Source organism: Sphingomonas sp. AC411 (genome assembly GCF_979253035.1).
The window spans coordinates 16,679-31,485 of the sequence record NZ_CEEDAQ010000003.1 but is presented as its reverse complement, the minus strand read 5'-3'; the positions used below and the strand labels follow the sequence as shown (position 1 = coordinate 31,485).

Sequence of the window (14,807 nt, the reverse complement as noted above, 5' to 3'; positions counted from 1 at the left end):
TGAATCAGAAGAATTAGAGAATCTGAACGGCGAAAGGTGAGCTTTGGGGTGGCGAGCCTGTGGATAACCACCGTCAGAATAGGCAAATGGAATCGGCCTAATGGCCGATGCACTATTCGTCTGGTGCCAGCTGCGCTGTCACCAGAGCGGCGCAAACGCCGCGTGCTTAGCGGAAAAAGAAGAAAGGCAAGCTGGCGACCAGATACTACGCCAGAGCCGACCAAGAGCGCCATGAGGGCAGGGAAGAGGGCTTTGCCACGATCCGCACCCTTGCAGCACCGAACCTCGCTGTTGGTGCTTAAATCAGCTCCTTCGCGATCGGTTTCGTAGATCGTCAATCCGATCACCAGCTCCGTCACCTTCGGAAGGTGAGGCGCTACCCCAAAACTCACCTTTCGCACATCGTCACGCAGGATCGAACAGGCCAGTGAACTCGCGTTGATCGTAGTAGCGGATTTTCTCGACCGCGAGCGGGTTTTCGCCCTGGCGGAGCAGCAGAAGCTGATCGGGCCGCATTCGCATGATTTCGTCCGGTGTGGCGAGCCGGCGAGCGGAGACGTGCCCGCTGACACTCTCCGAGGGACCAGCGCGGTTTTCGCCCCAGCCGGTGCCGCGCGACGTGCTGACGGTATCATATTCGATCGTGGTGTCGCCGATCGTGCGCGAGAGCATGTCGGCGGTGGCATGATCGTTGACCCCGAACGTCTGGATCACGCCGGCGTTGGACATGAAGGTGCCGGCGCGCTCGCCATAGGTGGCCTTAAGCTGGTGCATGTCCTGGAGGATCGGCCAGAGCTGGAGGCCATAGCCCGCCATCAGGCCCATCGCGCGTTCAACCGGTTCGAGACGGCCGAGCGCGGCGAACTCGTCCAGCAGGAACAGCACGGGCCGGGCAGGACGGGCGGTGGACCGCGCCATGTCGGTGACGGCCTGGCTCACCAGCAGCCGCAGCCAGCGCGCATAGGTGTCGAGCCGATCGGGCGGCAGGCACAGGAACACGGTGGCGGTCGTGTCCTTCAGCCCCGCGAAGGTGAAATCCGACGCGGCGGTGCTGGCGACGATGCGAGGGCTGTCGAGAAAGTGGGTATGGCGCTGTGCCGAGGACAGCACGCCAGCGGCTTCGCGATCGGACTTGCCGAGCTGGCGGTTGGCGGCGCGGGCGATCAGGCCACCGGCGCCGGCGCTGTCCTGCATTTTGGCCAGCAAAGCGGCAAAGCCGGCAGGGGCGAGCGTCAGCTTGTCGCGCACCGTCGCCAGCACTCGGGCGTCGGCGGGTTCGTGGACGACGGTATGCAGGATCAGCCCCGCGATCAGCGCCTTGGCTTCCTCGTTCCAATGCGCTTCGCCCGATTGCCCCGGCGCGTCATGCACTAGGGCGTCGGCGAGGGTGTTGGCATCTTCCGCGAGATCGAGGCTGGCGGGATCGAGCCGGTCGAGCGGATTGTAGCGGGCAGGCGGCTGACCCGACACGCCGAACGGATCGAGGCACCAGACCTTGCCCTTGGCGGCACGCGCACGGGCGGTGACGCGGGCATTCTCACCCTTGGGGTCGATGCAGATCACCGAGCGATCGAGCAGCAGCAGGTTGGGAATGATCGTGCCGACGCCCTTGCCCGACCGGGTGGGTGCCATCGTTAGCAGATGCGCCGCGCCGTCGTAATGCAGCAGCTTGCCTGACTTCGCCGAGCGGCCAATCAGGAGATCTCCGTTCGCCTCCAGCTTTCGCACGTCGGTTCGGTCGCCGAAACGAGCGGAGCCGAGCAGATCGCTCCGCTGGTTGGCGGCGCGCCGGTTGAAGCGCCAAGCCAGGAACAGGATCGCGCCGGCCAGCAGGAACGGAATGTCGGTCGCAATCTCACCATAGCCGAAGATGCCCTTGAGCCAGGCGTTGCTCGCCATCAGCACCACGAAGGCGACGAAGACCGCGAACAGCGGGCTGATCCGTCGCCTCGGCATCAGTGCGCTTCCATCGGCGTGACCGGCAAGGACCGGTCGGAGTCGGGATGATCGAGCAGCCGGAGCAGGATTTGCGATACAAGGGGAGGGCACGCCCTCGTCAAGCATCATCGCGAAGAACGCATCGTCGTTGGGCGTCGGGATCATGTCCTCGATGACCAGGTTGGCGCGCGAGTCCGCCATGTCCTCATGCCACATCGCGATTTCCGCCGGCGTGCCGCGCACGAAATTCATCGCGCGGACTTGGGCACGGATCGTCTCGATATCGAAATCGCTCATTGCGCTTCGCTCCCTTCCGCTTCCGCGTCGAACGCCCGCTTGCCGCGCCGCTTCCATAGCGCCAGCACGTCGCCAGCATCGTCGCCGCGACCACGCCCGGCGAGATCGAGCAGCGCGCCGTAGAGCGTGGCGCGATCGTCGTCGGTCAGCTCGACCAGCCCGGCTTTCTGGACCAGCCCGCCCAGTTCAATCAGATGGCGTGTTCGTTCGCGACGTTGCACGACCCAGCCCCTGCTATCCGTTCGCCGTTCCGCCGCTTCCGCCCGCAGCGTCGCCGCCTGGTTCAGTCGCAGTGCCCGATCCGTCGATTGCAGCAGCGCCGCCACCTTTGCGCCCACGTCGTTGAAAGAAGGCCGCGCCCTTCGCGCGCCATGCCTCCTTCGCGCCCGCATCCTTTGATCCGATCGCATCGAGCAGCACCCCGGCGAGGGTTTCCGGATCAAGCGCATCGGCCCCGGTCGCAACGACGAGCTGGCCAAGCTGTTCGACCCGCTTTGCCTTGAGCGCGCGGGCCTTGTCACCCAGTGCCTTCAGCTCGGCATCGTAATCGCGAACCTTCCGCATCGCCTTTACCCTTCCGCGTATCGCTCATCAACATCTTAGCGCGCCGAGCATATGGGTAAAGCCAGAACGAGCAGAACGCAGCACCAAGTCAATCAGGAGGAGCGAAGCGGAGGATGAGTGCGCGCTTATACGTCGTTGCCGACGTGCGCTCAGAAGTGCAATAAGCAGGGCGTCATGGCGATCTACCATTTCTCCGCCAAGGTTGTGAGCCGCGCGAACGGATCGAGCGCCGTCGCGAGCGCCGCCTATCGCTCCGCATCCGAGCTGCACGACGATCGGTTGAACCGGAATCACGACTTCAGCAACAAGGCAGGCGTGATCCACTCCGAAGTGATGTTGCCACAGGGCGCACCGGAGCGTTTAAACGACCGCACGACCTTGTGGAACGAGGTGGAGGCAGGCGAGAAACGCAAGGACGCGCAGCTTGCCCGCGAGGTGGAGTTCTCGATTCCGCGCGAGATGAATGAGAAACAGGGCGTCCAGCTAGCGCGCGATTTCGTGAAGCAGCAGTTTGTCGATCGCGGGATGGTCGCGGATCTGAACGTGCATTGGGACAAGGCGAAGGACGGCACGCCCAAGCCGCACGCGCATGTCATGCTTGCGATGCGCGACGTGGGGCCGGAGGGGTTCGGGAAGAAGAACCGCGACTGGAACTCGACCGAGCTTTTGAAGGACTGGCGCGAGGCGTGGAGCGCCCACGTTAATGAGCGCATGGCCGAGCTTGGGCTTGAGGGTCGCATCGACCACCGCAGTTACGAGGCGCAGGGGATCGGGCTGGAACCGCAGCACAAGATCGGCCCGGCCGCATCGCGTCGTCCGGAGCAGGGGCTTGAGGCGGAGCGGATCGAGGATCACACGCGCATCGCTCGTGAGAACGGCGAGAAGATCATCGCCGATCCCAATGTCGCGCTGGACGCGATCACGCGGCAGCAGGCCACGTTCACCACTCGCGACCTGGCGACGTTCGCCTTCCGGCACAGCGACGGCAAGGAGCAGTTCGACCAGGTGATGGGGGCGGTGCGCGCCAGCCCCGAGCTGGTCGCATTGGGGAAGGACGGGCGCGACCAGGAGCGGTTCACCAGCCGCGACATGATCGCGGTGGAGAACCGGCTTGAGCGCGCGAGCGACGAGCTGGCGGGCCGCGCCGCGCATGGCATCGTCGATCGGCATCGTGACGCCGCGATCGACGCAGCCGAGGGCCGAGGGCTTGTCCTGTCGAGCGAGCAGCGCGACGCCTTCGATCACGTCACCGGCAACAGTGGGCTGGCGTCCGTCGTCGGCTATGCCGGCAGCGGTAAATCGGCGATGCTGGGCGTCGCGCGCGAGGCTTGGGAGGGGCAGGGCTACACGGTGCGCGGCGCGGCGTTGTCAGGCATCGCGGCCGAGAACCTTGAGGGCGGGTCCGGCATCCAGTCCCGCACCATCGCCAGCCTTGAACACGCATGGGGGCGGGGGCGTGAACAGCTAGGCCCAAGGGACGTGTTGGTGGTGGACGAGGCCGGCATGATCGGCTCGCGTCAGATGGAGCGGGTGCTGTCCCAAGCACGCGATGCCGGGGCCAAGGTCGTGATGGTCGGCGACCCCGAGCAGTTGCAGGCGATCGAGGCCGGCGCGGCCTTTCGCAGCGTCACCGAGCGCCACGGCGCGGCCGAGATCACCGAGATACGCCGGCAGCGCGAGGACTGGCAGCGCGACGCCACGCGTGCGCTGGCGACCGGGCGCACCGGCGAGGCGATCCATGCCTATGACAGCAAGGGCATGGTCCACGTCGCCGACAACCGTGACGAGGCGCGGGGCGAGCTGGTGGACGGTTGGGATCGCGCACGCCAGACCGAGCCGGGCAAGACCCGGATCATCCTCACCCACACCAACGCCGAAGTGCAGAGCCTCAATGGCGAGGCGCGCAACCGGTTGCGCGCATCCGGCGACCTTGGCGACGACGTGACGGTGAAGGCCGAGCGCGGTGAGCGGCAGTTCGCGACGGGCGACCGCATCATGTTCCTGCGCAACGAGCGCGGCATGGGGGTGAAGAACGGCACGCTGGCGACGATCGAGCGGGTATCGTCCGAGGGCATGGCGGTGCGCCTCGATGACGGGCGCGGCGTCGCGTTCGACACCAAGGACTATGCCCATGTCGATCATGGCTATGCGGCGACGTTCCATAAATCGCAGGGCGTGACGGTCGATCGCGCGCACGTCCTCGCCACCCCCGGCATGGACCGGCACAGCGCCTATGTCGGCATGTCGCGTCATCGTGACGACGTGCAGCTCCACTATGGCCGCGACGACTTCAGCGACCAGCGCCAGCTCGTCCGCGCGCTCTCGCGTGATCGCGGCAAGGACATGGCGGGCGATTACGCTAAGCCCGAGCAGGATCAGGCGCGGGCGTTCGCCGATCGGCGCGAGATCCGGTTCCCGGAACTCGCACGCCAGATGGTCGAGAAGGTGCGCGACAAGGCCAAGGGCATGTTTGCCGGTTTCCGGCCAAAGCCGGCTGTCGCGAAAGAGGGGCGATTAACACTGCCCGCGATCACGGCCAGGGGTCTGATTAACACCGCCCGTGATCGCAGCCAGGGGGCCGATTAACACCACCTTGGACGTCTCTCAGGCCAAGGCGATCGAACGCTATGCACGTGCCGCGGGCGATATCGGCCGGATGCGCAACAAGGGTCTGCCGGTGCTGCCGCATCAGGAGAGCGCTTTGCAGAAGGCTGGCGAGAGGCTGGACGCGACCCGTCCCCATGCCGCGCGCGACCTTGCATCGGCGCTTGCGCGTGATCCGAAGCTTATCGAGCAGGTGTCGGGCGGCAACACAGTTGGCGCGACACGCGCGATGGCCGACGAGAAGCGTGTGCGGCTAGACCCGGACGCGCGTGCCGAGCGGTTCGTGGAAGGCTGGCAGAAAATGCAGCAGGCGCGGGCAGGAATGGAGCGGGCCGGCGACAGTGCCGGTGCCGAGCGGTTGCGTGAGCGGATGGAGAAGGTGGCGGGCGGGCTGCACCGCGACCCGCAGCTCGAATCCGCACTGCGTCGCCATGCACCCGACCTGGCACTGAAGCAGGAAAGCGAGCGGTCGATCGGCGATGCGCTGTCGTCGTCGCTCGATCGTGGGCGCGACCGGGATCGGGGATGAGCCGGTGACGGTTCGTGCTTTCGGGTACGATCCGGTTTGTGGTTTCATGCAGTAAAGGGGAAGAAGTGCATGGGTGACGATCACGAACTGGACGCCGCAGCGGAGGCGTTTGAAGGTGTCCGCGGTGAGCTTGCGCTGTTGCGCCGCGCCGTCGAGCGGCTGTCCGCGGAGCGCGCCGAGGTGCCGGAGATACCCGATTACAGCGAGACGCTGGGGAAAATGGCGAAGGCGCTCAACGCGACCATGCAAAATGTCGGCGTGCTGGCGAAAACGGCCGAGGACAATGTCGCGCTGCGCTATGTCGCCGACCGGATCGTCGCGGCTGGCGGCCATGCCCGCGACGAGGATCGGCGCATGATCGCGACCGCCGGTGAGAAGATGGACAAGGCGACGACCGCTTTGCACGGTATCGGCGGTTCTGCCCGCCGTGCGGACGAGCAGCGCCGTACCTTGTGGCAGGTCGGTGCGGGAGCGTGCCTGGGCGGGGCGCTGCTATGGACGATCGTGCCGGGGATCATCGCGCGCGAGCTCCCGGGGAAGTGGCAGGTGCCCGAGTGGATGGCAGCGCGCACGCTTGACCTACCGAAATGGGAAGCCGGGCAGCGCCTCATGCGAGCTGCTGGGCCGGATGCTTTCGCCAACATCGCGGCAGCCGATCGGATCATCACCGCAAATCGCAAGGCTGTGCAAGCCTGCTACAAGATAGCTGTGAGGACTAAGAAGACGGTGCGCTGTACCATCGAGATCAGTCGGGATGACGTGGCGGCAAGAAGTGCGATCGTCAGCTCCACGGATTGAAGTGCCCAAGCGGTGCAAGCCGATCATTCCACCGGACAGCAGCGATGCGCTATGCGGAAGGGGCAAGTGCTTCGATGATCCGGCAGTCGGCGACGGTGTTGCGGCTACAGGAATCTATTAGCGCGTCGAGTTCACCAGCAAGCGCGGTGAGGTCTGCAATTTTGCGTCTAATCGCGTCGCGGTGTTGGTTGGCAACGACATCGACGGCGATGCAGGACTGATCGCGCCGATCGGCAAGCCCCATAAGCTCGCGCACCTGATCGATTGAAAAGCCAAGATCACGCGCGCGACGGATGAAGGACAGGCGGCGTAGATGCGCGCCCTCATAGGTCCGATAGTTCCCCGCCGATCGCTCAGGAGCCGGCAGCAAGCCAATCTGCTCATAGTAGCGGATCGTCTCGACTTTCGTGCCGGTCGCACCAGCCAGTTTTCCGATCGTCAGTTTCTCAGACACAGCGCTTGACCCTCTAGCGACTAGAGGGTGCATATAGGCTGTCAGATCGATTCTATCGAGGTGGCGAATATGGCCTGCACAAGCTGCGCGTCCGACAAGGCGGACACTCTCAACGACCCTAAGTGGCGGCGCGCGCTATGGATTGCGCTCGCCATCAATGGCGGCATGTTCGTTATCGAGATCGTTGCCGGCATCACGGGTGGATCGAAGGCGCTGCAAGCCGACGCGCTCGACTTTTTGGGGATACTGCGAACTACGCAATCAGCCTTGGCGTTGCCGGAATGGCGATAGCCTGGCGCGCACGCGCTGCGATGTTGAAGGGGGCGACGCTTGCTTTGCTAGGCGTCTATGTCTTGTTCGCGGCGGGATGGGGGCGCTCCACGAAGCAACGCCCCATGCCGAAATTATGGGCGTGGTCGGCATCGCCGCGTTGATCGCGAACCTTGTAGTCGCGGTCATGCTGTACCGCTTTCGAAGCGGTGATGCGAACATGCGGTCAGTGTGGATTTGCTCGCGTAACGACGCGATTGGCAACATCGCCGTCGTACTGGCCGCAGGCGGAGTGTTCGGCCTCAACAGCGCGTGGCCTGATCTCGCCGTCGCCACCTTGATGGCTGTGTTGGGAATATCGGGCGGTGTTCAGATCATGCGGCAGGCACGCGCCGAAATGCGTAGCGAGCCCTCACCCGCCCCCGCTACTTACCAGCAGTCGTTACATGGCAGTCGGTAAGCTGCTAAGGCGCGGGCCGATGCACCGCCTCTCCGCCCTGTTCCTCAGTTTCATGCTCGTGCTTATGCTCGGGCTTGGATCAGTCGCGCATGCGACCGAAGGCGTGACGTGCGTTGATACCACAGCGGTCAGCTCCCTCGATCATTGCGACGGCGATGCCGACCAAGTGCCGGCAGACGCCGACAAGGCTTATCCTCACCATCATGGTGGTTGCCACGGCCATCATGTCGGCGTGCCGATCGCGTCCGATTCAACCGGACCAGCCAGCAGCGTTCGTATGACTGCATCGATGTGGCGCAATGCGCCCAAGGCCCCGGTAGCGTCGGACCCAGCCCTACGTCCTCCCCAAGCCTGACCAACGCCTAATTCCGCCGGGAAAGCCCGTGCGGATGCCCAAGGTTCGTCAGGAGTCCGTTACCCATGCACCGTTTTATTGCGGCCTTATTGGCCGTGGCGTCGTGCGCGTCGATCGCACAGGCGCAGTCAGCCGATCCAACATCGACCAGTCCCCCGCTCACCCTTGAGCAGGCGCTTTCGCTTGCCGGAGCCAGCGCCCCCAGCCTTGAGGCTGCCACGGCTGGCGTCCGGGCAGCACAAGCAGGCCGCACGGTTGCCGGCTACCGCCCGAACCCGTCGATCGTCGCCGAGACCGAGAACATTGCCGGCAGCGGCCAATATCGCGGTCTTCGAAGCGCCGAGACAACGGCAGGTCTGGCACTACCGATCGAGTTGGGTGGCAAACGATCGGCACGGATCGCTGTCGCAGATGCGATTGGTAATCGAGCGAGGATAGGCACGGCGTTGGCCGAGGCTGATCTACGGCTTGCCATCACGCAGCTCTACATCGAGGCGACCGCAGCGGAACGCCGACTGGTGACCGCGCGCGAGCAGGCCGGTATCGCCCGCGAAGCATCGCGCGCAGCCGGCGTCCGCGTTCAAGCGGGGCGAGCATCACCGCTCGAACAGCAGCGCGCCGATGTATTGCGGATCAACGTGGAGACGGCTGTGGAGCGCGCAGAGCGGCTTGCCGAGGTCGCCCGAAGCAATCTTGCCCGACGGATCGGCCAACCCCTCACGGGACCGTTGGACTTGGTGTGGTTCGGCCGTGTCGAGGGCTTTGGTCCAGCGCGGCCGATCGAGACCGCCGGGACGCTGGCATTGGCGGCGACACGCGCGGACGTGACAACGGCAGAGGCACAGGTGCGGCTTGCTAGGTCGCAGCGCATTCCCGACGTGACACTCAGCGCCAGCGCACGACGGCTTGAGGCTACGAACGACGTGGCAGCGGTGTTCGGGCTGTCGATCCCGTTCCCACTGTTCAACAACGGCAAGGCGGCAGTGGCGCAGGCGCGGGCGCAGACTGATCAGGCGCAGGCGCTACGTCGCGCGGCCGAGCTGGATACCGCGCAGGATATCGCAAGCGCACAGGCGAACGTCGCGAATGCCGCGACGACCGCTCGCAACGCCAGCGGGCCGGCATTGGCGTCGGCAAGCGAAGCCGCTCGGATCGCCCGGATCGGCTACCGGGAGGGCAAGTTCGGTCAGCTCGATTTGCTCGATGCCGAACGTACCCTGTCCGAAACACGAACCGCCGCGATCGATGCGCTCGCCACCTATCACGACGCCAAGGCACGCCTCGAACGGCTCGTTGCCGCAGCGCCCTCGACCGAGGAAACCAATCAATGACGAAGACCATCATGCGGGCGCTCGCGCCTGTGACCCTGGCTGTCCTCCTTGCCGGATGCGGCGGGGGTGGCAACGGCGAGGCCGGTGAGAAAGCCGGAGCCGAGAAGACCGAAGGTGCCGAGGCCAGCGAAGCCAAGGAGGGTCCAAAGGATATCGTCACCCTGTCCGCGCAGCAGATTGCGGATGCCGGGATAGAGGTTACGCGTCCTACAGTAGGCGGCGTGGCCGGAGCGATCGAGCTATCGGCAACGATCGAGGGCGATCCTCAGGGTGTGCAGGTTGTGTCCACCTCCGTAGGCGGTCGGCTCGTTTCCCTCACCAGCAATCTCGGGCAGTCAGTCAGCCGGGGAGACCCGCTGGCTATCATCGAAAGCCGGGAAGCGGCATCACTGAAAGCGGAGGTAGAAGCCGCGCGCGCGCGTTCCGCACTCGCCCAATCAAACCTTCGCCGCGAACAGCGCCTGTTCGCTGAACGTGTTTCGCCAGAGCAGGATCTGGTCGCAGCGCGGACGGCAGCGACGGAGGCCAGCATTGCCCTTCGCCTCGCGCAGCAGCAATTGTCAGCGACGGGCAGCGGAGGCGGCGCGCTCAACCGCATCGCGGTTCGCTCGCCGATCGCCGGCCAGGTCATCGCGAGATCCGCTACACTCGGGCAGGCGGTCGCGGCCGATGCAGAGCTGTTCCGCGTCGCCAACCTGTCGAAGGTCACTGTAACCACCTCACTCGTCCCCACCGATGCCGGTCGGGTGAAACCCGGCGTGCGTGTCGAAGTGACGGCACCGGGGCGGCGTCAGGAGGGGCGCGTCACGTTCGTATCCCCCATTCTGGACGAGACGACCCGATTGGTGCCGGTGATCGCTACCCTCGACAACGCCGGCAGCACATGGCGCGTCGGCGAAACGGTCAACGTATCGATCCTCGTTCCTGCGACCGGGGACCGCACCGTCGCCGTGCCATCGGCCGCAGTGCAGATGATCGAGGACAAGTCGTTCGTGTTCGTCCGCACTGCGACAGGATTCCGGGCAATTCCGTGACGCTTGGTCGCACCAACGGCGGGCAAGTCACCGTAACGGCAGGCCTTACCGGCTCGGAGCGCATCGCTTCCACCAACAGCTTCACGCTCAAGGCCGAACTCGGCAAGGGTGCAGGCGGGGATGAGGACTGAGCCATGATCGGTCGCATCGTCACCCTCTCCGTCGAGAAGCGCTGGCTCGTCCTGCTTCTCACCATCGCGGCTGCATTGCTCGGGATTGGCGCGCTGCGTCAGCTTCCGATCGACGCCGTACCCGACATCACCAATAACCAGGTGCAGATCAATGTCGTTGCTCCTGCCCTCTCCCCCGATCAGATCGAGAAGCAGGTTGCGTTCACGGTCGAAACCGCGCTCGCGGGCATTCCTGGCCTTGAATATACCCGCTCGCTAAGTCGCAATGGCTTTGCCCAGATCACAGCGGTTTTCGGTGAAAAGACCGATATCTACTTTGCGCGAGCGCAGGTCGCGGAACGTCTGCGAACCGCTGAGGAAGACCTTCCCGAAGGTGTGAACCCCGAGATGGGGCCGATCGCTACGGGCCTCGGCGATATCTTCATGTGGACGGTCGAATATCGCGAGCTGGACCAAGTTCACCACCGCAACGGCGAACCCGGCTTGCAGCGCGATGCCAGCTATATCACCCCCGAGGGGATCACCTTGTCAGCGACGCCGACAAGGCGACCTATCTGCGCACCGTACAGGATTGGATCGTCACGCCGCAGCTCAAAAGCACGGCCGGGCTTGCTGGCGTCGACTCCTTGGTGGCTACACCAAGGAATATCTCGTTATTCCGGACATACAGCGCATGGCGGCAATGCGGCTAACGCTTCAGGATCTCACCACCGCCCTTCAGCGCAGCAATACCAGCGCGGGCGCTGGCGTGGTCAACCGCAACGGAGAAGGGCTGGCGGTTCGATCGGATGGGCGTGTTCGCAACGCCGACGAGCTGGCACGTACCGTCGTTGCCACCCGCGAGAGCGTTCCGATCCTGCTTAACCAGATCGCGACCGTTCGCACCGGGCAGGCGCTACGCATGGGATCGGCGTCAGAAAACGGCCATGAAGTTGTCGTCGGCACCGCGGTTATGCGGATCGGGGAGAATAGCCGCACGGTATCGACCGGCGTTGCCGAACGGCTGACGCAGATCGGCCGCTCTTTGCCGGTCGATGTTGTCGTGAAGCCGGTCATGAACCGGACCGAGCTGGTGAACTCCACAATTTCGACGGTTGCCCGCAACCTCGCCGAAGGTGCGGTGCTGGTAATCGTCGTTCTGTTTGCGCTGCTTGGCAATTTCCGCGCGGCGCTGATCGCGGCCTGCGTCATTCCGATTACGATGCTGCTGACCAGCATCGGCATGTTGGAGGCGGGCGTTTCGGCCAATCTGATGAGCCTTGGTGCGCTCGACTTTGGTCTGATCGTGGATGGCGCGGTCATTATCGTGGAGAACGCATTACGGCGTTTGGGCGAGGCGCAGCATGGTCGCGATGACGTGCTGACGATCGAGCAACGTCTCGGGATTGTCGCGGCATCGGCGCGCGAGATGATCCGCCCATCGGTGTACGGGCAGGCTATTATCATCTTGGTCTATGCGCCGTTGCTCACCTTCACGGGTGTCGAAGGCAAGATGTTCGAGCCGATGGCGCTCACCGTCATCATTGCTTTGGTGTTCGCCTTCATCCTGTCGCTGACCTTCATACCGGCAGCGATTGCGATCTGGCTCAGCAAGCGGGTCGAGGAGAAGGAAAGCCGCGTCGTCACGTTCCTCCGGCAGCGCTATGAGCCGGGACTTGATGCGGCGATGCGCCGGCCCACCCTTACCATCGGCGTTGCGATCGGTGCGCTGGCGCTTGCCGGGGCAGCTTTCACGACATTGGGGCAAGAGTTCTTGCCGCAGCTCGATGAGGGCAACATTCTCGTGCAGGCAGTTCGCATCCCCGGCACATCGGTCGATCAGAGCCAGACAATGCAATTCCAGGTGGAAAAGGCACTCGCCAAGGCCCCTGAGGTCCGTTTCGCCTTCTCCCGCACCGGCACGTCCGAAATCGCATCGGACCCAATGCCGCCTAACGCGACTGACACGTTTGTCATCTTGAAGCCGAAGAAGGAGTGGCCCGACCCCGGCCTGTCCAAGGAAGAGCTGGTGGAGCGGCTGGAAAAGCGCCTCTCCACCCTGCCGGGCAACGCCTATGAGATCACCCAGCCAATCCAGATGCGATTCAACGAGCTGATTGCAGGCGTGCGCGGCGATATCGCGATCAAGGTCTTTGGCGATGACTTTGGCGAGATGAACGCGACCGCAGATCGGATCGCCGGCATCCTTCGAAAGACGCGGGGTGCAGCAGACGTGCGGGTCGAACAAACCGAAGGTTTGCCGATGCTCGATATCCGGCCGAACCGTACCGCCATGTCCCGCGTCGGGGTAACGGCCGGTGACGTGCAGGACACGGTTGCCGCAGCCATTGGCGGCCGACAGGCTGGCGTGATCTTTGAAGGCGATCGTCGCTTCCCCGTCGTGATCCGGATGGCAGAAAGCTCACGATCCGATTTGACGGCGGTTGCTCAGGTGCCGGTGCCGACCGGCAGTGGCGGCTTCGTACCGCTATCGACTGTGGCGGATATCGCCGTGGTCGATGGTCCCAACCAGATCAGTCGCGAGAACGGCAAGCGGCGTGTCGTGGTGCAGGCCAACGTGCGCGATCGAGACGTGGCGGGTGTCGTGGCTGATGCCCGGTCAGCCATCGACGCTCAGGTGAAATTGCCGCCCGGCACGTATCTCGAATGGGGCGGTCAGTTCGAGAACCTGGCATCTGCCCGCGATCGGCTCAGCGTTGTGGTGCCGATCTGCTTCGTGGTCATCATGTTCCTGCTCTACGGCGCGCTTGGTTCCGTCAGGGATGCGTTGATCGTGTTTACCGGCGTTCCGCTGGCGTTGGTCGGAGGCATCCTTGCGCTGGTGCTAAGAGGCATGCCGTTCTCCATTTCAGCGGCAGTCGGCTTCATCGCGCTATCGGGTGTCGCGGTTCTCAACGGGCTGGTCATGGTGTCGTCCATCCATGATCTGATGCGGCAAGGCATGGATCGTGCGGTAGCGGCGCATCAAGGCGCTCTGGCGCGGCTCCGGCCGGTTGCGATGACGGCGCTCGTCGCATCGCTTGGCTTTGTGCCGATGGCACTTGGTCATGGTGCTGGAGCCGAGGTGCAAAAGCCGCTGGCGACCGTCGTCATTGGTGGCCTGATATCCGCAACCTTGCTCACCTTGTTCGTGCTGCCGACGCTCTACGCTCGTTTCGGACGGCGCGAGCTGCCAGCCCCATCAGGGGACACATCGAACTGCCGCCTTTGAATCATGACAGCGTGAGGGCTTAAGCTATGCAGGCCGTTGCCTTCACGCTCATTCCCGTCGTCGCCGTACTGATCGGCTCGCTATTCGCGGTATCGAGACGGCCAAGTGATGCCTTCGTAAGCGCTATGCAGCACTTGGCGGCAGGCGTCGTGTTCGCCGCAGCGGCAGCCGAGATCTTGCCCCAGGTGATGCACGAAGGTTCACCGATCGCGACATTCACAGGCGGCGCGCTTGGCATTCTCGTGATGCTGTCGCTCAAAGCTCTTGAGGGTCGCGCCAGTGGCCCGATCGCTATGTTGGGCGCGGTCGCAGTGGATATCCTGATCGACGGGCTTGTTCTCGGGTTGGCGTTCGTCGCTGGCGGGAAGGCCGGCGTGTTGCTGACGATCGCGTTGACGTTGGAGGTGCTGTTTCTCGGACTGACCGTGACGACCGAGTTGGGCGAGACGATCAAGTCCAAGGCGCGGATCATCGCGATTACGATGGGGATCGCCTTGTTGCTGCCGATCGGTGCGGCGATAGCGACTCCCGTTGCGACGTTTCCGCCCGTCGTGATCGCCGGGTTTCTCAGTTTCGGTCTGATGGCGCTGCTCTACCTCGTGACGGAAGAGCTGTTGGTTGAGGCACACGAGAAGCCGGACACTCCGCTTATCAGCGCGATGTTTTTCATCGGGTTTTTGGGCCTGCTCCTGATCGAGGAGGTATTGGGCTGACCGCTCGACGTGGAACGTCTTGGACCGATAATGATGACGCCGAGCTTCGTCGGCGTATCGAGGCCAAGCAGACTCTGGCGGTAATCGCGCGCGAGATGGGACGAACGATGGATGCGGT

At 64.2% G+C, this 14,807-nt stretch carries 8 protein-coding genes and 4 pseudogenes; 7 read left to right on the top strand and 5 right to left on the bottom strand.

The window, feature by feature from the left end; translation table 11 throughout:
- Positions 1-405: 405 nt before the first annotated feature.
- The 3 genes from AC0IX7_RS21335 to AC0IX7_RS21325 are packed head-to-tail and all read right to left on the bottom strand — an operon-like array spanning position 406 to position 2,799.
- Positions 406-2,235: a type IV secretory system conjugative DNA transfer family protein gene (locus AC0IX7_RS21335; protein ID WP_471814274.1), complete on the bottom strand. Its 1,830-nt coding sequence runs from the start codon at positions 2,233-2,235 to the stop codon at positions 406-408.
- The gene (locus tag AC0IX7_RS21330; RefSeq protein WP_031393026.1) at positions 2,232-2,456 is read right to left on the bottom strand and encodes a conjugal transfer protein TraD; all 225 of its coding nucleotides are present in this window, start codon (positions 2,454-2,456) and stop codon (positions 2,232-2,234) included. Before AC0IX7_RS21330 ends, AC0IX7_RS21335 begins: the two co-directional genes overlap by 4 nt.
- Before the next feature lie 13 nt (positions 2,457-2,469).
- Positions 2,470-2,799, bottom strand: coding sequence for a conjugal transfer protein TraD (locus AC0IX7_RS21325; protein ID WP_031393025.1), 330 nt, complete (start codon positions 2,797-2,799; stop codon positions 2,470-2,472).
- 174 nt (positions 2,800-2,973) lie between these two features.
- On the opposite strand from AC0IX7_RS21325, the pseudogene traA reads away from it, so the two are divergent.
- Positions 2,974-5,932: pseudogene (gene traA / locus AC0IX7_RS21320) on the top strand (Ti-type conjugative transfer relaxase TraA).
- Positions 5,933-6,001: 69 nt separating this feature from the next.
- Positions 6,002-6,730, top strand: coding sequence for a DUF6118 family protein (locus AC0IX7_RS21315; protein ID WP_380788808.1), 729 nt, complete (start codon positions 6,002-6,004; stop codon positions 6,728-6,730).
- Between the two features lie 49 nt (positions 6,731-6,779).
- Here AC0IX7_RS21315 and AC0IX7_RS21310 read toward each other — a convergent pair whose 3' ends face one another.
- Positions 6,780-7,184 (bottom strand): MerR family transcriptional regulator, encoded by a 405-nt coding sequence (locus AC0IX7_RS21310; RefSeq protein ID WP_235516308.1) that lies wholly within the window; start codon positions 7,182-7,184, stop codon positions 6,780-6,782.
- Positions 7,185-7,253: 69 nt separating this feature from the next.
- Here AC0IX7_RS21310 and AC0IX7_RS21305 point away from each other — a divergent pair.
- A pseudogene (locus tag AC0IX7_RS21305) lies at positions 7,254-7,914 on the top strand (cation efflux transmembrane domain-containing protein).
- 79 nt (positions 7,915-7,993) lie between these two features.
- On the opposite strand, the gene AC0IX7_RS21300 reads toward AC0IX7_RS21305, so the two are convergent.
- Positions 7,994-8,137 (bottom strand): hypothetical protein, encoded by a 144-nt coding sequence (locus tag AC0IX7_RS21300; protein ID WP_333962438.1) that lies wholly within the window; start codon positions 8,135-8,137, stop codon positions 7,994-7,996.
- A 197-nt stretch (positions 8,138-8,334) separates the two neighbouring features.
- Here AC0IX7_RS21300 and AC0IX7_RS21295 point away from each other — a divergent pair, with 197 nt between their 5' ends.
- The 4 genes and pseudogenes from AC0IX7_RS21295 (at position 8,335) to AC0IX7_RS21280 (ending at position 14,689) form a co-directional block, all read left to right on the top strand.
- On the top strand, positions 8,335-9,600 hold the full coding sequence (locus AC0IX7_RS21295) for a TolC family protein (protein ID WP_133032468.1): 1,266 nt from the start codon (positions 8,335-8,337) through the stop codon (positions 9,598-9,600).
- A pseudogene (locus AC0IX7_RS21290) lies at positions 9,597-10,765 on the top strand (efflux RND transporter periplasmic adaptor subunit). Before AC0IX7_RS21295 ends, AC0IX7_RS21290 begins: the two are co-directional and overlap by 4 nt.
- A gap of 3 nt (positions 10,766-10,768) precedes the next feature.
- Positions 10,769-13,976, top strand: a pseudogene (locus tag AC0IX7_RS21285) (efflux RND transporter permease subunit).
- Positions 13,977-14,002: 26 nt separating this feature from the next.
- Entirely contained in the window at positions 14,003-14,689 is a 687-nt protein-coding gene (locus tag AC0IX7_RS21280) for a ZIP family metal transporter (RefSeq protein WP_031393017.1), read from the top strand.
- Positions 14,690-14,807 lie beyond the last annotated feature (118 nt).